The organism is Salinibacter sp., assembly GCF_036626415.1.
In the GTDB taxonomy this organism is placed as follows: domain Bacteria; phylum Bacteroidota; class Rhodothermia; order Rhodothermales; family Salinibacteraceae; genus Salinibacter.
This window is the reverse complement of record NZ_JAZKRW010000054.1, coordinates 1-19536: the sequence shown is the minus strand read 5'-3', so window position 1 is coordinate 19536 and position 19536 is coordinate 1. Positions and strand designations below refer to the sequence as shown.

Sequence of the window (19536 nt, the reverse complement as noted above, 5' to 3'; positions counted from 1 at the left end):
GATCGTTCCTACATTTACATGCGGCTTCTCCCGCGCAAACTCTTCCTTGGCCATGGTGATGTGTGGTCGGTGTGTGCGTGTGGATTCGAATATGGCAGAAAAGAACGCAGCCTCGGGACCGGCGTCCCGCGGCACGGACGAGCTAGGCCGCCGCGCCAATGGTCTGCTCGTCCATAATTTCGGAAGCAATCTCTTCGGGAACCGGCTCGTAGCTTCCAAACTGCATCGTGTAGATGGCCCGTCCCTGCGACAACGAACGGAGGTCCGTCGAGTAGCCAAACATCTCCGAGAGCGGCACCTTGGCGTTGATGACCTGCGCGTCGTTGCGCTGGCCCATCTGGCCAATCTGGCCGCGCCGGCCGTTGAGGTCGCCAATGATGTCCCCCATGTAGTCGTCAGGGGTGACGACCTCTACCTCCATTACCGGCTCCATGAGGACCGGGTTGGCGTGGCGGGCAGCTTCGCGGAAGCCAAGCCGACCGGCAATCTCGAAGGCGTTCTGGTCGGAGTCGACCTCGTGGTGGTCCCCGTCGTAGAGACGCACCCATACCCCCTCGATCGGATATCCGGCCAGCGGCCCGTCATCCATGGCGCTCTCGATGCCGCGCTCGACGGATGGAATGAACTCTTTCGGGATGACCCCGCCCTTGATCTCGTTCTTAAAGACAAGGCCCGCCTCTTCCTCCTCCTCGTCTGGGATCGGGCCCACGTCCATGTAGACCTCGGCGAACTGTCCGCGGCCCCCGGTCTGCTTCTTCAGGACGTAGTGCTCGTCGATCATCTCGGTGAGGGCCTCGCGGTACGCCACCTGAGGCTGTCCCACGTTGGCTTCCACCTTGAACTCCTGCTTGAGCCGATCGATAATGATCTCAAGGTGCAGCTCCCCCATGCCTGCAATAATCGTCTGCCCGGTCTCCTCGTCGGTGCGGACGTTGAACGTCGGGTCCTCCTCGGCGAGTTTGGTAAGGCCGTTGGTCAACTTGTCTCGGTCGGCCTTGGTTTTTGGCTCCACCGCAATCCGGATCACCGGCTCCGGGAAGTCCATGGACTCGAGCACCACCGGGTGGTCCGGGTCACAAATCGTGTCCCCAGTCTTCAGGTTTTTCGGGCCCACCACGGCGGCAATGTCGCCGGCACGGATCATGTCCACATCCTCTCGGCTGTCGGCGTGCATGAACATCATGCGCCCGATGCGCTCGTCTTCGTCGCGGGTCGGGCTGTAAACGCGGGATCCGGACTCCAGCGTGCCGCTGTAGACGCGGACGAAGGTCAGTTTCCCAACGTAGGGGTCCGTCGTGATCTTGAACGCAACCGCGCTGAAGGGCTCGTCCTCTCGGGGATGGCGCGTGATGTCTTCGTCCTTTTCCTGCGGGTGGTGCCCCGTGATGGCCGGCACGTCGTTCGGACTCGGAAGGTAGTTCGTGACGCCGTCCAGCACGCGCTGCACGCCCGTGTTCTTGAGGGCAGACCCGCAGAACATCGGGGTCATGTCACGGTTGAGGGTCGCCTTCCGGATCACTGCGTCCAGCTCGTCCGGCTCCACCTCCTGATCCTCGTTGAGGTACTTCATCAGCAGCTCGTCGTCGTACTCCGCGACGCTCTCCAGGAGATTGATGCGCCACTGCTCGGCCTTCGACTTCAGATCGTCCGGAATTTCGACGACATCCCACTGCATGCCTTGGGACTCATCGTCGTAAATGATGGCCTTGCCTTCGATGAGGTCAATGACCCCCCGAAACATGTCGCCCGCCCCGATGGGATACTGCACCGGCACCGGATTGGCGCTGAGGCGGTCTTCCATCATCTCAAGGACATTCTCGAAGTCAGCCCCGGTTCGGTCCATCTTGTTCACGAACCCGATCCGCGGCACATCATATTTCTCGGCCTGGCGCCAGACCGTCTCCGACTGCGGCTCCACGCCCCCGACGGCGCAGAACAGGGCAATCGCACCGTCAAGCACCCGGAGAGAGCGCTCCACCTCCACCGTAAAGTCCACGTGGCCCGGCGTGTCAATGATGTTCACCCGGTGGTCGTCCCAGTAGCAGGTGGTTGCCGCCGAGGTAATGGTGATCCCCCGCTCCTTCTCCTGCTCCATGAAGTCCATGGTCGCCGCCCCCTCATGCACCTCCCCCATGCGGTGCAAGCGCCCGGTGTAAAAGAGAATCCGCTCCGTAAGGGTGGTCTTCCCGGCATCAATGTGCGCCATGATGCCGATATTCCGGGTCTTTTCCAGCGGGAAACTTTCGTTTTTCTGCGTAGCCATGGGTATAAAGCTCAAAGTTGCGTACTTGAACGCTCAGTGCAGATCGGGAGGCGGCCCGATCCGTCCAGCACTAAAACTGGAAGTGAGCGAAGGCCTTGTTGGACTCGGCCATGCGGTGCGTGTCGTCTTTCTTTTTTACAGCACCGCCTTCGCCGCGAGCAGCGTCAACCAGCTCACTCGCGAGACGATTCACCATGCTCTTCTCATTCCGGGCCCGGGCATACTGGATGATCCACCGGAAGGCCAGGGTAATGCGCCGCTCGGGTCGTACCTCGGTGGGCACCTGGTAGGTGGCCCCCCCCACGCGACGGCTCCGCACCTCCACGAGGGGTGCAGCGTTGTTCACGGCCTTCTTAAACACCTCCAACCCCTCCTCCTCTCCGGTGCGCTCTTCAATTACGTCAAACGTGTCGTATACAATGCGCCGGGCCAAGCTTTTCTTGCCGTCTCGCATGATGGCGTTCACGAACCGGGAAACCATGTCGTCCCGGTAAATGGGATCCGGCTGGGTGGTGCGCTGCTCGGGAGCCTTGTCTCGTGGCATAGCAAAGAATGACTGTCGTCAAATTTGGATGTCGGGTCGCAGGGAGCGCTACTCGCGCGGCTTCTTGGTGCCGTACTTCGACCGGCCCTGGCGGCGCTCTTCCACGCCGGCGGTGTCGAGCGCTCCTCGCACGACGTGGTACTTTACCCCCGGCAGGTCTTTCACGCGCCCGCCCCGCACGAGCACAATGGAGTGCTCTTGAAGGTTGTGACCCTCGCCCGGGATGTAGGCGGTCACCTCGTTGCCGTTGGTCAGCCGCACACGTGTCACCTTTCGGAGCGCCGAGTTCGGCTTCTTTGGGGTGGTGGTGTATACCCGCATGCAGACGCCTCGGCGCTGAGGACTTCCTTCAAGCGCGGGGGCGTCGCTCGTCTCCTCTTCAGACTTTCGCCCTTTTCGGATCAGCTGTTGAGTCGTCGGCACGTCAGTGTTGGTCGTTTGTCAAGACGATGTCGGAAGGACGCCGTGGACGCGCACTGGCAGCACCCTGTAATGCGCACACTCGTTGAATACCTTTTCCTCTGTAGCTAAGGTCCTGTATGCAGCACAAAGAAGGAATGAAAAGAAGCCTCTGCCTTCTTTCCCCGGGAAAATTTTGCCGAGGCCTCGCAGGCCGGTACGTTGCCCTATATCGGTTGATCAATCTTTTTTGCAGACACGGAGCAAAAGAGAGGGCGAGCAAAGCTCGCCCAACGGGCTGCTTTTGTGACGTCCGTCTTGCTTGGCTTTCTTCAGAGGAGGTCTACGGAGCACTGTTCGTGCGGGTTTCTCCACACCGTGCCACTTCGTCGGATTCAGACGAACTTCCATCGCGCCTTGCCGCGCTCGGGACGCTTTCTTTTTCCCGCCGGTTACTGGTGGGAGCGTTCGCTGAGATTTTCGACTGGTGCGTATCCGCCGTGGGGCGGCTCCCCGAGAAGGGCCACGAGCGCTTCCGCGCCGAGCACCTCTTCTTGTAAAAGCGTCTCGGCCATCTCGTCGAGCAAGGGCTGCTTGTCCCGTAGGAGGTCGGCCGCCCGGCTTCGCGCTTCGGAGACGAGGGCCGCGACCTCCTCGTCGATGGCTTCGGCCATGGCGTCCGAGTAGGGCTTGCCAAGAAAAGACCCGTTGTCCCGCCGCTGGGATCGATTGTAGCTGAGGGGGCCAATCCGGTCGCTCATTCCGTAGTCCACCACCATGGCGTAGGCCATCTTCGTAACCCGCTCTAGGTCGTCCTGCGCGCCGGTTGTTGCCCGCCCAATGACGAGTTCTTCGGCCACGCGCCCCCCAAGGGCCATCGTCATGCGGTCCATGAGCGCCTCTTTCGAATGCAGGTCTCGCTCTTCGGGGAGGTACTGCGCGTGACCGAGCGCGGACACGCCCCGGGGCACGATCGAGACCTTCACGAGAGGGTCGGTATGCTCGAGGAACCACCCAACAATGGCGTGTCCCGACTCGTGGTGGGCAATCACTCGTCGCTCCTCCGGTGAAATGAGCTTGTTGCTCTTCTCCAGCCCTGCAATCACACGATCGAGGGCGTGCTCAAAATCCTCCATCCGAATGGCTCCTTCGTCCTTCCGCGCCGCCAGCAGGGCCGCCTCGTTGCAGACGTTTGCAATCTCGGCCCCGGCAAAGCCGGGCGTCTGCCGAGCCAGCACCTCGACGTCGACCGACCGGTCTAGCCGCAGGTTCTGCACGTGCACCCGGAAGATGTCTGCCCGCTCGCGACGGTCGGGCGTGTGGATTGCGACCTGCCGGTCGAACCGCCCCGGACGCAGAAGGGCCGAGTCGAGCACGTCGGGCCGGTTGGTGGCGGCCATGATGACCACCCCCTCATCGGACCCGAACCCATCCATCTCGACGAGCAGCTGATTCAGGGTATTGTCGCGCTCTCCGGTCCCTGCGCCGCCCTGTCCGCCTCGCGTGCGCCCGACGGCGTCCACCTCGTCGATGAAGATGATGCAGGGGGCCTGCTCTTTGGCATGGTCGAAGAGGTCCCGCACCCGACTCGCCCCCACGCCCACGAACATCTCCATAAAGTCCGACCCCGAGATGGAAAAGAACGGCACCCCCGCCTCGCCGGCCACGGCCTTTGCCAAGAGGGTTTTGCCGGTGCCGGGCGGTCCCACCAGCAGAACCCCGGTCGGCAGGGCCCCGCCCAGCCGCGTAAACTTCTGCGGGCGCCGCAAAAACTCGACGATCTCGGCGACCTCCTCCTTGGGCTCATCGAGGCCGGCCACGTCGTCGAAGGTGACACGATCGCCATCCGCTTCGCTGAACAGTGCCGCCGCATCGTTTCCGAGCTGCTCTCGATGCCCCTCCGTCGCCATCTGTCGCATGAAGAACGCCCAAAGGCCAACGATGAGCCCGAGTGGAAGGCCCCAGAGGAGTAGGGTTCCGACCCAGTCGTCCTCCTGCGTGGCCGCAAACGTGACGGGGGACTCCCCCGCTTCCGCTGCCGCCTCGTTGTGGCGGCGCAGAAACGCCGTCAGTTCGTGCGTACGGGGCTTATGGGATAGGAACGCGCGCCGGGGGCGCTCGGCCACCGCGCCCATGAATCCATCGGGCGCCGGTCGCAGATCAACCCGACCATTTTCCACCGCAGAAGCTGTGTAGACCCCTTCAACCCGCACGCCATTCACGATCTCGACCCGCTCGACGTGCCCGGCCTCGACATGCTCGAGGAACGTGCTGTACTCAAGGGTGCTGGGCGCGGTTGCATTCTGCCACTTGATTCCAAAGTGCACAAGGAGGGCGAGGCCGATGGCCCCTCCGATCCAGAGTGCGTACCGCGAACGCAGAACCGACCCACCCCGCTCTGGCCCAGAGGCATCTTGGGACGGGTTGGCGTCTGTCCCCGATGACGGACGCTCGCGCGACGTCGACATAAGGCAGAGGGAGTGTGGTGTACGATCTAGGGAAAATGGGACCCAAGCAAGGCTCTCCCGAATCTCCGGGCTGAACGCTGCCACGCGCGGACCCGGGGCCACTTATCGGGCGCCTCCCCGAACGGACCGGCGCGACACCCCCGGAATCAGGATTTAGGGCGACCCAGCCTCGTTCTGTGGGAACTCGATCACCCATGCGCTGGACGGCAGTTCCGAACTGTCTTCGTCAAGGGCCTTTTTCGCACCCGCCAGGGAACCATATCGGCCAACCGCCACTCGGTACCGAGAAGTCCCGTCCACCGAGGCAGTGAGGACCTCCACTGCATCAAACTGGGTCTCGTACGTCGATGCAATTTCTTGGGCTTCCGAGCGGGTGGTTTTGGAGGCTACGACGATGGCCCAGCGCCCTTCCATCGCGTCGGAATCCCGTTGTGTGGCACGCGTCGCCTCAGCCTCCGGCATCGAGGCGGAGGCCTGATCACTGGTGTCGCGCAGAGACGAGTCGGCACTCGGGGCCTCGAGGCGCGAATCCTGCGACCCGTTCAGCGAATCTGCGGATGCCGCGCCGGCCGTACGTACAGAATCCTGAGCCGACGGCGCTGTGGACTTCGGCGATGCCCTCGTCGAGGGAGGGTTCGTCGCTCCCAACGAGTCGGTAGCAGTCGAATCTGGCGCCATGCGTTGTCGCTCCAGGTAGCTGAGAAGTTTCTGTGCCCGGGCTGCAGCGGGGGTGTCCGAATACTGCTCCGTCAAGTACGAGAGAAGCCCTTCGAGGGGACTGGGGGCCCCGTCGCTCGTGTCCGCACGGCCCGAGTCCGGCGCCAGTGCCGTGCGATTGGGGCCCGACTCCATTCCCGTGCGGCCTGTTGTATCCGGAAAGGAGGCCGGGCGTCCGTCGGCTGTGCTATCGGGGCGGCGGGAGGGACGAGCCCCTCCCTGCATGACTGCCGAGTCTGCCTCCCGGGGAGCGGTTTGTGAACTCATTTCCCCGCCCGCCTGTGGGCTTGGATCTGAGCCCTCTGCGTTGGCAGAATCAACCCGCCCCGTGTCAGCCCGCCTGCGGGCGCCCTGTCGACGGGCGGTCGTATCGGTGACTCGTCGCGGCCTGCGGGGCCGGGTTGCTAATTCCGGGGATGGAGACGCCGAGGCCCCTGTCTCCCGGCTCGCCGTCGTATCGGGATCGGGCCTCGCCGTCGAATCGCTAGGAAGACGGGTGCCCCAGTGCTTCAACGAATCGACGTATTGTTTGAGTTGGGCCTGAAGGCGACTGCCGGGGTCCTGTCGTGCTGAGCGGTGGTACACGGCCCCAGCGGCCAAAAGGGCCCGGGGCGCGGTGGACGACTTGGGGTGGGCCCTCGCCACACGCAGGAATTCGTCGAAGGCAGCTTCAGGGTCGCCCCCCTGCCAGGTCTGGTAGGCTAGAGCATACGCCGAGTCGGCTCGGGATTTTTCGCCCCCCGAGGTGGCTTCGGCCTGCTTCAGACCGAGCTGCTGGCGAGCGCGCCGGGCGTAGGGCGTGCCGGGATGCTCCCGGATGAGGTGACGATACGCCTGGTGGGCGGCGGTCGTGTCGCCCTGCGCCTGATGCACCTGGGCCAGGCCGTAGAGCGCTTTTCTTGCGACGGGGTGCTCCTTGTTCTCTCCCAGCACCAGCAGAAACCACGTTTCGGACGAATCCGGACGCCCGGCCGCCCGGAAGAGGGCGTTGGCGAGTTCGTACCGGGCGGTGGCCCGTTGCGACTCCATGTCTGCCTGGCTCGCAGAGTCACGCGGCACGTCCGACACGTCGACGATCCCCTCCGACGAGGTCGGCGCTGCAGAGGGGCCCGTCTCTTGCGTTCCCTCCCCCTCCTCGGCGGTTGCCGGTGCGCTCTGTCCCTGGATGGCTTCGCCCCGACGCCAGTCGTCCACGAGGGGGCGGTTTCCCCACGTCTGCTCGAACTGGCGACGCCCTTGCTGCACGAGGGTTGGATCCCGATGAAAGAGAAAGCCCGCATCGCCCTCTCGGGTCTCGACGGCGTTCTGCCGGGCCGGGGGGGCCGTCGCCCCCTGCGTCTCCCCCTGTCTCCGTCCTCGGAACTGCTGCCGGCCACGCTCACGGGCCTGCGTCTCCCGCGCTCGCTCCTTCAGTTGCTGCTGCCGGATCTCTTCCACCGTTGTCTGAAACTCAGCGGGAGGCATCCGGCCCAGGCGCAGGAGCGAGTCCATTCGGGCTACGGCCTGCGAGCGGTCCGCGAGTCCTCGAAAGCGATCCGCCTGGGCCGCAGCGTCGGAGGGCGCCCGGGGAAGCGCTTGCCTCACCGCATCGCTTTCGGTGTCGCGCCCGCCGCCGGACGAGAGGGTGGTGGAGGCCGTATCAAAATGCGCCGCGGCCCGCGTGTAGTCCTCGTAGGTGTCGCGGTAGAGCGCCGCCAGGTCGTAATGAAGGCGCCCTTGGACCGTCCCCGTGGGGGCCTCCGCCCCGCGTAGCCCGTCCGTCAGCGCTCGCTTCGCACGCTTGGGGCGCCCCTGCTCCTCGAACAGTTGCGCCCGGACCCGTGCAATCTGCCCACGCATCTCACTCGTATTATCGGCTCGTTCCAACGATTCGAGCCGCTCCAGCGCCTCTTCCGGACGGCCCTCCAGGCCCCGCATCTCGATGCCCCCCAACCGCGCCGCAAACTCCAAGGAATAGGTCGGATCGTAGTCCAGGACCTGCCGGTACGCCACCCGGGCCCCATCGAAGTCCTCCAGGGTCTCGCGCACCTGCCCCAGCAGAAACGCAGCGCGTGCCCCTGTGTCGTCCGGGAGTTCGTCGGTCAGGCCGCGTGCAAGGGCCTGCTCCGCCTCCTTCCAGTTCTCTTGGCGCACGAGAAGCTCGCCGCGCGCGAGTCGCATCCGGGCCGTCCACGTGCCGTAGTCCGCCCCCTGCTCCAACCCCGACCGCAAGGCCTCGGCAGCCTCCGTGTATCGATCCGCCGCCACGAGTGTCTGTGCCAGCCGAAACCTTGCCTCCCCTTCGCGCTCCGCCTCCAGCGCAACCACCTCTCGGAATTTTTGGGCCGCCCCGACGTAGTTCTGTTGATAGTACCGAGCCCGCCCAATCAGAAGCAGCGCGTCGTCCACCCATTTCGAGTTCGGGTTCTCTCGGAGCAGGTCCGCGCTTTTCTGAATCGCCTTCTCGAAGGACGACTCTCCGGACCCGCCCTGCGGGGTCGGAAACACAGGAATATAGCGCCCCCGGTCGATGTCCCCTCCGGATTCCGTGACCGATTCGAGCCCGGCCTCAAAGGCTTGGTTTGCGTTGTAGAAGGCATTGTAATAGGCCGTAAAGTCATCGTACTGGCGCCCGACAAACGTGCCGCGCCCACAGCTCATTGCCAGTCCGGCCACGGAAAGGAGAAGCACGACGCGGAAGAGTCCCCAACCGCATGCTCGCGCCCGGCGAAAAAAGCGACCCATGGCGACACGCCTGTCGCGTCGGGAAAAGGAGAAGGGATGCGCTGGCTTCTGCAATGGGGGCCGGCCGCCACGAGATCCGTTCCCGCCGGACTGCCCCCTCCGCTACACCGTGCTCACGTGGACAGTGTTGGTGCGCCCCCGGGCGGGCAGCGGCATTCCGACAGTCAACACCACCTTGCTGCCCGGCTCTACAAGGTCGTACTCGTGCAGCACGCTGTGGACGCGTGCAATGCCCTGGTCGGTATCTTGTTGGAAGGGAATATAGAAGGCGTCCGTGCCCCAGAGGCTGCCGAGCTGCGCGACCACCCGTTTGTTGTCGGTAAAGGCATAGATGGGCATGCTGGGCCGGTGCCGGGCGATGGAACGAGCGGTCGCGCCTGAGTTGGTCAGGCAACAGATGGCCTTTGCCCCCACCTGCTCACCGAGGCGACAGGCCGTAAAGCTGACGCTGTCCGTCACGTTCGCCCCCTCTTCGAAGTAGTCGGGGGTCATGGTGAGGGCCCGCCGCTGCTCTTGCCAGTAGGACTCGGCCTGGCGGATGATCTGATTCATGGATTCCACGACCCGAACCGGATGATTTCCCACCGCCGTCTCGGCAGACAGCATCACCGCGTCGCTGCCGTCGAGCACCGCGTTGGCCACATCGCTCGCCTCTGCACGGGTCGGTCGCGGATCCTCCACCATGCTCTCGAGCATCTGCGTGGCCGTGATTACGGGCTTGGCCGCGGCCATGCTTTTGCGGATGAGGCGCTTCTGCGTGCCGGGCACCTCCTCCATCGGCATCTCGATGCCAAGGTCGCCCCGGGCCACCATGATGCCGTCCACCACCTCCAGGATCTCGTCGATGTTGCGGACGGCCTGGGGCTTTTCAATCTTGGCGATCACGCCGGTCTTCTCGCCCGTTTCTTCGATCCGGTGGACCAGCGCCTCCACGTCGGAGCGCTCCTGCACGAAGGAAAGCGCCACGACATCGACCCCCAGTTCAAGCCCGAGCTCCAGATCCTTCAGGTCCTTCTCCGTCATCGGCGGCGTAGACGTCTGCAAGTCGGGCAGGTTCACACCTTTCCGGGACCGCAACGGCCCGCCCTCGACCACCGTCGTCCGAAGCTGCGAGTTTTCCGCCTCAATCACTCGAAGCTCGAGCAGCCCGTCATCAATCAGGATGCGCTCGCCCTCCCGGGCGTCTCGGGCCAGGGCGTCGTAGTCGATGAAAATGTGCTCACTCGTGCTTTCTCGGGGGGCATCGGTGGTCACCAACACCTCGCTGCCCTCCGTCAGCATCACTGAATCGTTCTGAACCTTCCCCACCCGAATTTTGGGGCCCTGTAGGTCTTGTAGCACGGTCACCCTTTCGCCTTCAGCCCCGGCGACCTCCCGAACGGCCTCGACGCGCTCCCGGTGCTCGTCGTGGGTGCCGTGTGAGAAGTTCATACGAGCCACGTCCATCCCCGCCACGACGAGACGACGGAGCGTTTCCGGATCCGTGGTCGCCGGGCCCAGCGTGCATACAATTTTGGTTCGGCGGTCCATGCTTCAGGATCGATGGGGAAACAGTGCATGCGATGCGGGTCTCATGCGCCGGACGGCTGCTGTGAGACCAATGCCGCCCCAAACCTAGAAGAGTCCGGGTGGAAATGCACGACCAGAGGCAGCGCCGCCCGATTCCCCCAGAAGTCTTCACGGGACGGAGGTGGACCCGGACGACGACGTCCTCCCGTTCGGGCGCTCTCGTAGCGGGCCCTCAGAGAGCTGATCGCGGGACACCCGCGGGTGGGGCCGCGTTTCCAGGGCGCTCGACACCATGATAAGCTCCCCTACGTTCTCGAGGGTCAGGAGCCCCACGAGCCGTCCCCCTTCCACCACCGGTACGGTCGAGCAGCTCCGCGCATTCATCTGCTGAAACACCTCATCGAGCGGAGCGCTCGGGGCCGTGGTAAAGCAGTCCGGATCCGCGATCTCACCGACGGGCGTATCACGACCGCGTTCAGAGAGGGCCTCGATGAGCTGCTTGCGACGGAGGACGCCCACGACGCCCCCCTCTTCCAGCACTGGAAAGTCGTGGTCGGTGCCGGCCAGAAGCGCGTCTATGGCGTCGTCGAGGGTATCCTCGACCGCCAGGGTCGTGAACCGGGTCACCATTGCCTCCCGCACCGGCGTGCCTTCAGTGAAGGCCCGGTACATGGCCTGCTTCGACTCCTGCTGGGCCCCGACGTACACGAACAAGGCAATGAACAGGAGGACGGGATTCCACGTCATGATTCCGACGAGCCCGAACAGGACCGCCATGGCCTGCCCCACGTTCGCGGCCGTCTGGGTCGCCTGGGCGTAGTCCCAGCGGAGCGCCAGGAGGGCCCGCAGCACGCGCCCCCCGTCCATCGGGAAGGCGGGAAGCATGTTGAACATCGCCAACACGGCGTTAATCCACATCAGAGACGCCAGCGCGTGGCTGCCGGGGGCCTGCAGCGCTTCCGGCGCGAGGGTGCCCCCAGTCAGGAGTAGGATAAACGCGAGCCCGATGGCGATTACGACGTTCACCGCCGGCCCCCCGATGGCAATCCAAAACTCCTTCATCGGCTCAGACGGGATGCGCTCCAGCCGTGCCAGTCCCCCAATCGGATAGAGCGTAATGCTCCGCGTAGGGACCCCGAAGCGGCGCGCGGTGAGGGCATGCCCCAGTTCGTGGAGGATTACGCAGAGGAACACCCCAAGGATGAGCCCCATGCCCGAGAGGGCCGCGCCCAGGCTCTGGCTCTGGACGTAGTAATACGCGAAGATCGCGGCGATGAGCAGAAGGAAGGTCCAGTGCAGGAATATCCCTATCCCGGCCACGGACCCGACACGGAGTGATCGCTTCATGCGACTGGCAAGATTGCTCTCGAGATGTGGACCGCATGAACGGCCACGTGCTGGTCCATGGTTCCCCTGCCCCACCTGCACAGACCGGCGCCCGGAGCCTTCAGGCATCAACGGGGCGGGTGCTCTGCGGGGTCACTTGGGCAGGCCCCGAGCGAGAAACGAGGCGACTGCTCTGATGTCCGCACTCGGAGATGAAAGTGAGGGGCGCTACAAGAGAAGCCGTTCGCTCAGGGACGCTCTTCAATGCGGGCCAGTCGGGGCCACAGGTTTTCCTCCCAGTAGGGAGTGCGAAGGTGCTCAACCAGTGCCATCCGGTATCGCCCTTCTCCCGCCCGCATCTGGACGAGCAGTCGCTCGGGCCCCGTGCCCCGCCAGTAGATCTCGGTCGTGTCGCTCTCCTCCGCAATGGGGGACGGCACCGGGGCCTCGTAGCGGACAACGATGCGATCGGTGTCGTAGGCGCCCGCCCCGGTCTCTACGGTCTCGCCCCCGGCCCGGACCGCCCGGGCCGAGACGTGCGCGCTGCTGTCCGCAACGGGAACCGAAAAAGAAAGGGTGTCGGTGGCCCCAAAGTCGAGGCCTCGGATCAGCAACGGAAGCTGGGCCGGCGGGTACGTGTTCGGGCGCTGCGAAAAGGAGGCACGCCGGTTGCCGTAGTCATCGCTTCGGGTGCGCACCTCCACCGGCCCGCCGGGCGGAAAGGCCAGTTCGCGGTAGAGGTTCGAGCACCAGTCGAAGCTCGTAAACGACTGCTTGAAGGGCCGAAGGTCTTTCTGCCGCGCGTTGACGACCCAGTTGCGCTTGTACTGGTAGGAGCCACTCTCCAGTTCGTAAAACAGGGCGTATTTAAAGGACGAGACGCCGGTCCCATCGGTGACCTTCGTCATGTCGGTCGGGCTGAAGCGGTGCTTGACGAGGTACGTCCCCGCCACGAACTGCTGCGCGTTGGCCCGGCCGTACTGATCGCGGGTGCGCTCCACGCGGTAGAACGCGACCTCCGCCTGGCCGTCGTCCCAGACATCCGCCGTGAGGTACGCGGGGGCCGTGATGGGGGCTGGCGCGGTCTCAGACGAGGGGGACGGGCGGGTGCACCCTACGAAAAGACCGGCCGAGAGGACCAGGCCGATCGCGGCAACAACGGAGAGGCGGCACACCATGGGCTGGGACGGGCGAGTCAGCGTCGAAACGGATGCATTGCCATCGGTTGGGCCCGTGCGGGCCCCGGTGCGCCATTGGTTGGGCCTATGCGGGCCCCGTTACGACTCGCCGCGTCGGAACAGCCACCATCCCAGCCCTGCGAGCAGCCCTCCCACCACCAGCGCCGTGAGCACGGGTCGGCGTCGAAGGGCCGCGCGCAGCGGACGCGCAGGCTGCAGCTCGATGCCGTCGAGGTTCAGAAAGCGTCCCATTGCTCCGGGCTGGGCCCCCGCCCCAAGACGAGCCACCGGATCTCCCCGCAGTCGAACCTCCACGGTGATGCCCGAGATGCGGAGAGCTTCGTGGATGCGGCCGGTCGCCCGGGCCTGCTGGCCGGACGTAAACGGCCCCGAGGCCAAGAGACGGCGTCCGGCGCGGAGGCTCGACAAGTCCACGACGACCTGGTCTCCAGTCCCCCGAATGTCGATGTCTTCTCCGTCGACGGCCAACTGGAGGTCGGCGAGAATTTCTAGGGGGAGTGCCATGTCGGACGTGAGGGATTGGCCAGCGCCTGCTGCTGATGGGCCCGGCTCAACTGCCGGACGCGAGGCAGACTGGAAGTGAAGGAGGGTCTTTTCGTGGCCGCGGTGCCACACCCCAGGGTTCATTCAGGATGATCGTGCACTCGTGGTAGATTCGGCCGGATGGCCGGGGCGTGCGAGCCACGAGGAGACAACTTCAGCACGTCAAGCCGGCCCCGACGGGGGCCATCACGTCGGCATGGGGCACACACCTCCCCGCCGCGCCGACCTGACAGTACAGACGCGTTGAGAACGGATTTACGATTCGTTGTCTTTCGTCCGAATCTTTAGGGTCCCGTCCATATTCCAATGCGCGTGCCGGGCATCGTCGCCAACCTTGCTCGGGACATAAAGGTCGAAGTCATCAAACTCGTAAGTAATTTGCGCACCACGGCCGGTGAGCTTGTCATATAGACCGATGGCAAGCTCCGGCCACGTTTTGGTGTCATCTACTTCAGCCATAGCTACGTACTGGGTCGTTTTGGGATATGTGGAGAAAAGTTGACCTCGGGACTTGCATTTGGCCGAGGTTCGTCCACATGGAAGTCCATAGGGGATCTCTGGTTTCCGCCTCCAGGTGAAACGTTCTCGTAATGGGAAGCCCCCGTGGCAGTCCGGCGGCACACGTACTCGCAATCTATTTTCTTCCTGGTCCGTACAGGAAGCCACAAAACGACCTTCATATCCCCTTTCCTTCATGTCTTCCACCCCTTCGACTGTCCTTGTTACTGGCGCCACTGGCTACGTGGGGGGGCGCCTCGTTCCCTGCCTACTCCGCGAAGGGTATTCGGTCCGCTGCTTCGTGCGGAGCGCCGAGCGCCTCGAGGCCCAGCCCTGGAGCGACGACGTGGACGTGGCGGTGGGCGACGCCCTGGAGGCCGACACGGTGCCGCCCGCCATGGAGGACGTGGACGCCGTCTATTACCTCATCCACTCGCTCGGGGCCGGGGAAGACGCGTTTGAGGACCGAGACCGACGCGCGGCTACCAACGTCCGGCGCGCCGCCGAAGGGGCCGGCGTGCAGCGGATCGTCTACCTGGGCGGCATGCGGCCGAAGGGCGAACGACAGTCGAAGCACCTCCAGAGCCGCATCGAAACGGGCAAGGTGTTGCGGGATGGGTCGGTGCCCGTCACGGAATTTCGCGCCGCCCAGATCGTTGGCTCGGGAAGCCTGTCGTTCGAGCTGGTCCGCTACCTGACCGAACGGGTGCCCCTTATGATCTGCCCTCGGTGGGTGCACACCCCGACGCAGCCGATCGCCATCCGAAACGTGCTGCAGTACCTGGTTGCGGCGCTCCAGCAGCCGGACAGTGCCGGAGAAATCGTCGAGATTGGGGGATCCGACGTGTTTACCTACGCCGAGATGTTCAAGATCTACGCCGACGTGCGGGGCCTCAAGCGGTGGGTGGTGAACGTGCCGTTCCTCACCCCTCGGCTGTCGTCGCACTGGATCGGCTTCGTCACCCCGGTCTCGAACAGCATCGCCCGTCCGCTCATCGAGGGCCTCGACAACGAGGTGGTCGTCGACGACCCTGAGAAGGCGCGGTCCCTCTTCCCGGACATCGATCCCATGTCGTTCGAGGCAGCGTTGCGGCTCGCCCTGCGACGGGCGGAGGCCGGAACCATTCCGACCGTCTGGAACAGCGCTGTTTCCTCAGTGCCCGACGAAGCCCCCTCGACGCGACTGGAAATCAGCGAGGGCCTCTATCGTGAGGAGCGCGCAGTGAACGTGGAGGCCCCTCCGGCCCTCGTCTTCGACACCATCGAACGACTGGGCGGCGATACCGGATGGCTCTACGGGAACGCCCTGTGGCGGCTGCGCGGCTGGATCGACCAGTTGGTGGGCGGGGTCGGCTTTCGCTACGGGCGGCGAGACCCCGAAACCCTTCGCGTCGGCGACACGGTCGACTTTTGGCGCGTGGAGACCCGTGAGGAGAACAAGCTGCTCCGCCTGCGGGCGGAGATGCGGCTTCCCGGCCGCGCCTGGCTGCAATTCAAGGTCTCCCCCCACGAAGACACCGACACCCGGAGCCGCATCACGCAGACGGTTTTCTTTGAGCCCAAGGGGCTGACCGGGACGCTGTACGGGGCACTGGTCCGATGGGTACACCGTCCCCTATTTGCGGGCCAGCTCCGCGCCCTCGCCAACTGGGCCGAAGACCGCGCCGCCGACGCGGACGATTCGCCGGAGCCCTCGAAGACGGCGAGCGTGCCCACCTCTGCGTAGACACCGTGTCCACGCCTCATCCGTTCATGCCCCAGATGGCCACGTTGAGAGCAAGGGCATAGGTCACCCACGCGAGGTACGGCACCAGCAGCCACCCGGCGACCGGCCGCACGCGGAAGAAGCGGTCCATGGTCCAGGCCAGCAGCCCCCACAGCCCCAAAATGACGACGAGCCCGAGGGCGGGCGACCGGGCGCCGAAGAAGGCAAACGACCACCCGGCGTTGGCGGCGAGTTGGAGGCCGAACGCCGTGAGGGCCGTTCGGACGCGGACGCGATCCGGGCCGCAACGCCACACCAGGAACGCGGCGATGCCCATGAGGGCGTACAGCGTGGTCCAGGCCGGGGCGAACACCCAATTGGGCGGCGTAAAGCTTGGCTTGGCGAGGGTCGGGTACCAGGTGGTGACGGAGGTCTGGGTGGCCCACGCGGCCAGAAGGCCTACGCCCTCACAGAGCAGAATTGCCCCGAGGGCCTGTCCCAACAGCGTAAATACGTGGCGCCGGTCGTCAAACATTGCTCGGGCTGCATTGGCGCAAGTAGTGATCGGCACACAAAATAGAGGTTCGAGCGGACTTTTTCACGGTCGGCTGCCCGACCTCGGACATACGGATCGAGCGCTCCCACGCGGCGAACGTCCCCCGCCCCGCATCCGTAGGGACCGCGAATTTTGCCTCAGAACTCCGTCGGCCCCAAGGACCCGGCCTCGCGCCGACTGATCGACATTGGCGTTCTGAGGCACGCTGGCTTTCTCGATTCCCTGTTCGGGTCTCCTTCATGGACGACTCCTCCCAAACACAGCTGGCGTCTAGCCTTTCGACTGTTGATGTCATCGCCCTCACGGTCGGGGTCGTAATTGGGGCCAGCGTCTTCGAGACGCCCGCTCTCGTGGCCGGAAATACCGGCAGCGGCTGGATCATGTTGCTTGCCTGGGCACTGGGGGGCGGCGTGTCGATCGTGGGCGCCCTCTGTTACGCCGAACTGACCACGGCATACCCCCATGCGGGCGGGGACTATTTCTACTTCCAGCGGGCCTTCGGGGACTGGGTGGCCTTCCTGTTTGCGTGGGCACGCTTGGTGGTGATTCAGACCGGTTCTATCGCCCTGCTGGCCTTCGTGTTTGGCGACTACGCCACTGAACTGTGGTCCCTGGGCTCATACTCACCGTCCATCTACGCCGCCCTAGCCGTCGCCGGCCTCACGCTGCTCAACGTGGTGGGCGTGCGGCAGGGCAAGCATGTGCAGCGGGGCCTCACCATCGCCACGATTATTGGGCTGCTCGTCATCGTCGGGGCGGGCCTGTTCCTTATTCCGGAGTCGACCGTGTCTTCGGCTGCCTCCGGGTCGTCGGGGAGCGGTACCGGCAGCTTCGGGATGGCCATGGTCTTCGTGCTTCTGACCTACGGGGGGTGGAACGAGGCGGCCTACCTTTCGGCCGAAGTTCGTGACCTCCGGCGCAACATGACGCAGGGGCTGTTCGCGAGCCTTGGCCTGATCATGGGGCTCTACCTGCTGGTGAACTGGGCATACCTCCAGGGGCTCGGCCAGGCCGGGATGGCCGAATCCCAGGTCGTCGCGGCCGATCTAATGAGGGCTGCGCTCGGGACGCCGGGGGCCCAGCTCATCAGCCTGTTGGTCGTGGCGGCCGCCCTCAGCTCCACGAACGCCACCATCTTCACCGGGGCCCGGACCAGCTTTGCGCTCGGGCGAGACTTTCGCCTCTTTCGCTTCCTGGGTCACTGGAACGAGAACGCCGAGACCCCCGCGAATGCCCTTCTCGTCCAGGGCGGCATCGCGCTTGGGCTCGTGGGCGTAGGCGCCTCCACCCGGCAGGGCTTCGAGGCGATGGTGGACTACACCGCCCCCGTGTTTTGGCTGTTTTTCGGGCTGGCCGGCGCGGCCCTCTTTGTTCTCCGCTGGACCGAACCCGAGGTGTCTCGTCCCTTCCGGGTTCCGCTGTACCCCGTGACTCCGCTCCTCTTCTGCGCGGCCTGCGTGTATATGCTCTGGTCCAGCGTGGCCTATACCGGCACCGGTGCCCTGCTGGGCGTCGGGGTGCTGCTGGGGGGGCTGCCGCTGCTGGCCCTGCGGGAGCCTCGCTCCCTCGACGCCTCCTCCTGACGTCTTCTTCTCCCTCGTCCGCTTCTTCTTTCCATTCATTGTTCGGCCCCCGATGTCTTCTCTCCGATTCCTCTCGCTCGCCCTGCTTGGGCTCGGCCTTCTGCTGGGCAGCAGTCTCCAGGCCGGGCACGCCCAGCAAACAGACACGACCGAAGACACGGCGCTGCCGGAGCTGACGCCGCCCGAACGGGAGTCGGACGTGCCCTACGTGCCAACCCCGGAACCGGTCGTCGACCGCATGCTGGCGCTGGCCACCGTGGACGAGACGGACGTCGTCTACGATCTCGGGAGTGGGGACGGACGCATCGTCATTCGTGCGGCGCGGAAGCATGGGGCACGCGGCGTCGGCATCGAGATCGACCCCGACCTCGTGGAGAAGGCCCGCAAGAACGCCGAGGAGGCCGGCGTGGCCAACCTCGTCGAGTTCCGGCAGGGCGACCTGTTCGCGGCCGATATTAGCGAGGCCACGGTGGTGACCTTGTACCTGCTGCCGTCGGTCAACCAGAAGCTCCGCCCCATCTTGTTTGAACAGCTCTCCCCCGGCACACCGGTGGTGTCCCACGACTTTGACATGGGTCGGTGGGCTCCGGACCGGACGGTCGACCTGGAGGGCGACACGATTTACTTGTGGTCGATTCCCGAGGAGGTCCCGGAGGACCTGTAGGGGTAGCCCTCGTCCCCGGGAGGAACCGAACGTCGGGGCCTTATTCGTACACTGCGCCGGGGTCGAACACCTTCTCGCCGTCGACCGTCCAGCCATCGCCGTCGCCCCGGCGGTGAAAGCAGGACCGAAAGCCCGTGTGGCACGCCCCGCCCTCCTGCTGCACCTTGAAGAGCAGCGTGTCGCCGTCGCAGTCGAGCCGGACCGCCTCTACGCTCTGCGTGTGGCCGCTCGTCTGCCCCTTCACCCACCGCTCCTGTCGCGAGCGGCTCCAGTAGACCATCCGGCCTGTGTCGAGGGTCTCTTGAAGGGTCTCGGCCGTCATGTACGCCATCATGAGCACCTGGTCGGTCTCGGCGTCCTGCACGATGGCGGGGACGAGGCCGTCGTCGTTGAAGGTGACGGCGTCGAGAAGGGCAGTCGGGCTGGGCATGGAGACGACACTTTCAGGAAAAGCAACACGGACTGTGGCACTGAACTTCTTTCCCGTGTTTGCTGTTCTGTAGACGCTGCTGACTCCTTTTTCGTCGCCCCGATGCGCCGCGTCTTCTCATTTCTACTTCGGGCCCCGCGTCTCCTCTTCATCGGACTGGTGCGGGCGTACCAGCTCCTGCTGTCTCCTCACCTGGGCCGTACGTGCCGGTTCCATCCCACCTGCTCCAATTACGCGATCCAGGCGGTTCGGGAATACGGCGTGCTGAAGGGCCTCGTGCTCGCCGTCCACCGGCTTCTTCGCTGCCACCCGTGGGGCGGGCACGGCTACGACCCGCCGCGGTGGTACGGAGAGACACACCCTGTAGCAGACGAGCAGCCGTCGTCCACCGATTAGTGTCCAATCGGA

The 19536-nt window shown here is 64.9% G+C and carries 16 protein-coding genes; 4 read left to right on the top strand and 12 right to left on the bottom strand.

Annotated elements, in window-relative coordinates; genetic code table 11:
- Positions 1 to 142: 142 nt before the first annotated feature.
- The 10 genes from fusA to V5A20_RS07720 all read right to left on the bottom strand — a co-directional run bounded on the left by fusA (position 143) and on the right by V5A20_RS07720 (position 14151).
- Entirely contained in the window at positions 143 to 2263 is a 2121-nt protein-coding gene (gene fusA / locus V5A20_RS07765; RefSeq protein WP_332315877.1) for an elongation factor G, read from the bottom strand.
- A 70-nt stretch (positions 2264 to 2333) separates the two neighbouring features.
- Positions 2334 to 2807, bottom strand: coding sequence for a 30S ribosomal protein S7 (gene rpsG, locus V5A20_RS07760; protein WP_332315876.1), 474 nt, complete (start codon positions 2805 to 2807; stop codon positions 2334 to 2336).
- Between the two features lie 48 nt (positions 2808 to 2855).
- Positions 2856 to 3230: a 30S ribosomal protein S12 gene (rpsL, locus tag V5A20_RS07755; RefSeq protein ID WP_332315875.1), complete on the bottom strand. Its 375-nt coding sequence runs from the start codon at positions 3228 to 3230 to the stop codon at positions 2856 to 2858.
- Between the two features lie 428 nt (positions 3231 to 3658).
- Positions 3659 to 5674 carry an ATP-dependent zinc metalloprotease FtsH gene (ftsH, locus tag V5A20_RS07750; protein ID WP_332315874.1) on the bottom strand — a complete coding sequence of 672 codons (2016 nt, stop codon included), beginning with the start codon at positions 5672 to 5674 and terminating at the stop codon, positions 3659 to 3661.
- A 153-nt stretch (positions 5675 to 5827) separates the two neighbouring features.
- Entirely contained in the window at positions 5828 to 9115 is a 3288-nt protein-coding gene (gene porW, locus V5A20_RS07745) for a type IX secretion system periplasmic lipoprotein PorW/SprE (RefSeq protein ID WP_332327056.1), read from the bottom strand.
- A gap of 102 nt (positions 9116 to 9217) precedes the next feature.
- Complete coding sequence (pyk, locus tag V5A20_RS07740; protein WP_332315872.1) at positions 9218 to 10645, bottom strand: pyruvate kinase; 1428 nt, start codon at positions 10643 to 10645, stop codon at positions 9218 to 9220.
- 147 nt (positions 10646 to 10792) lie between these two features.
- A complete protein-coding gene (locus V5A20_RS07735) occupies positions 10793 to 11971 on the bottom strand; it encodes a site-2 protease family protein (RefSeq protein ID WP_332315871.1) in 1179 nt (392 codons plus the stop codon).
- A gap of 227 nt (positions 11972 to 12198) precedes the next feature.
- On the bottom strand, positions 12199 to 13128 hold the full coding sequence (locus tag V5A20_RS07730) for a hypothetical protein (RefSeq protein ID WP_332327055.1): 930 nt from the start codon (positions 13126 to 13128) through the stop codon (positions 12199 to 12201).
- 99 nt (positions 13129 to 13227) lie between these two features.
- The gene (locus V5A20_RS07725; RefSeq protein WP_332327053.1) at positions 13228 to 13653 is read right to left on the bottom strand and encodes a hypothetical protein; all 426 of its coding nucleotides are present in this window, start codon (positions 13651 to 13653) and stop codon (positions 13228 to 13230) included.
- Positions 13654 to 13947: 294 nt separating this feature from the next.
- Complete coding sequence (locus V5A20_RS07720; RefSeq protein ID WP_332315868.1) at positions 13948 to 14151, bottom strand: hypothetical protein; 204 nt, start codon at positions 14149 to 14151, stop codon at positions 13948 to 13950.
- Positions 14152 to 14386: 235 nt separating this feature from the next.
- On the opposite strand from V5A20_RS07720, the gene V5A20_RS07715 reads away from it, so the two are divergent.
- On the top strand, positions 14387 to 15916 hold the full coding sequence (locus V5A20_RS07715; protein WP_332315867.1) for an SDR family oxidoreductase: 1530 nt from the start codon (positions 14387 to 14389) through the stop codon (positions 15914 to 15916).
- A gap of 16 nt (positions 15917 to 15932) precedes the next feature.
- Here the strand turns inward: V5A20_RS07715 and V5A20_RS07710 are convergent, their stop codons facing one another.
- A complete protein-coding gene (locus V5A20_RS07710) occupies positions 15933 to 16430 on the bottom strand; it encodes a TspO/MBR family protein (protein ID WP_332327052.1) in 498 nt (165 codons plus the stop codon).
- Between the two features lie 260 nt (positions 16431 to 16690).
- Between V5A20_RS07710 and V5A20_RS07705 the strand changes: the two genes are divergently transcribed.
- Together V5A20_RS07705 and V5A20_RS07700 are read left to right on the top strand one after the other, a co-directional pair.
- The gene (locus V5A20_RS07705; protein WP_332327050.1) at positions 16691 to 18034 is read left to right on the top strand and encodes an APC family permease; all 1344 of its coding nucleotides are present in this window, start codon (positions 16691 to 16693) and stop codon (positions 18032 to 18034) included.
- Positions 18035 to 18086: 52 nt separating this feature from the next.
- The gene (locus V5A20_RS07700; protein ID WP_332327049.1) at positions 18087 to 18698 is read left to right on the top strand and encodes an SAM-dependent methyltransferase; all 612 of its coding nucleotides are present in this window, start codon (positions 18087 to 18089) and stop codon (positions 18696 to 18698) included.
- Between the two features lie 40 nt (positions 18699 to 18738).
- Here V5A20_RS07700 and hisI read toward each other — a convergent pair whose 3' ends face one another.
- Positions 18739 to 19128 (bottom strand): phosphoribosyl-AMP cyclohydrolase, encoded by a 390-nt coding sequence (gene hisI / locus V5A20_RS07695; RefSeq protein WP_332315762.1) that lies wholly within the window; start codon positions 19126 to 19128, stop codon positions 18739 to 18741.
- Positions 19129 to 19230: 102 nt separating this feature from the next.
- Between hisI and yidD the strand changes: the two genes are divergently transcribed.
- Entirely contained in the window at positions 19231 to 19524 is a 294-nt protein-coding gene (yidD, locus tag V5A20_RS07690; protein WP_332327048.1) for a membrane protein insertion efficiency factor YidD, read from the top strand.
- Positions 19525 to 19536: the final 12 nt, after the last annotated feature.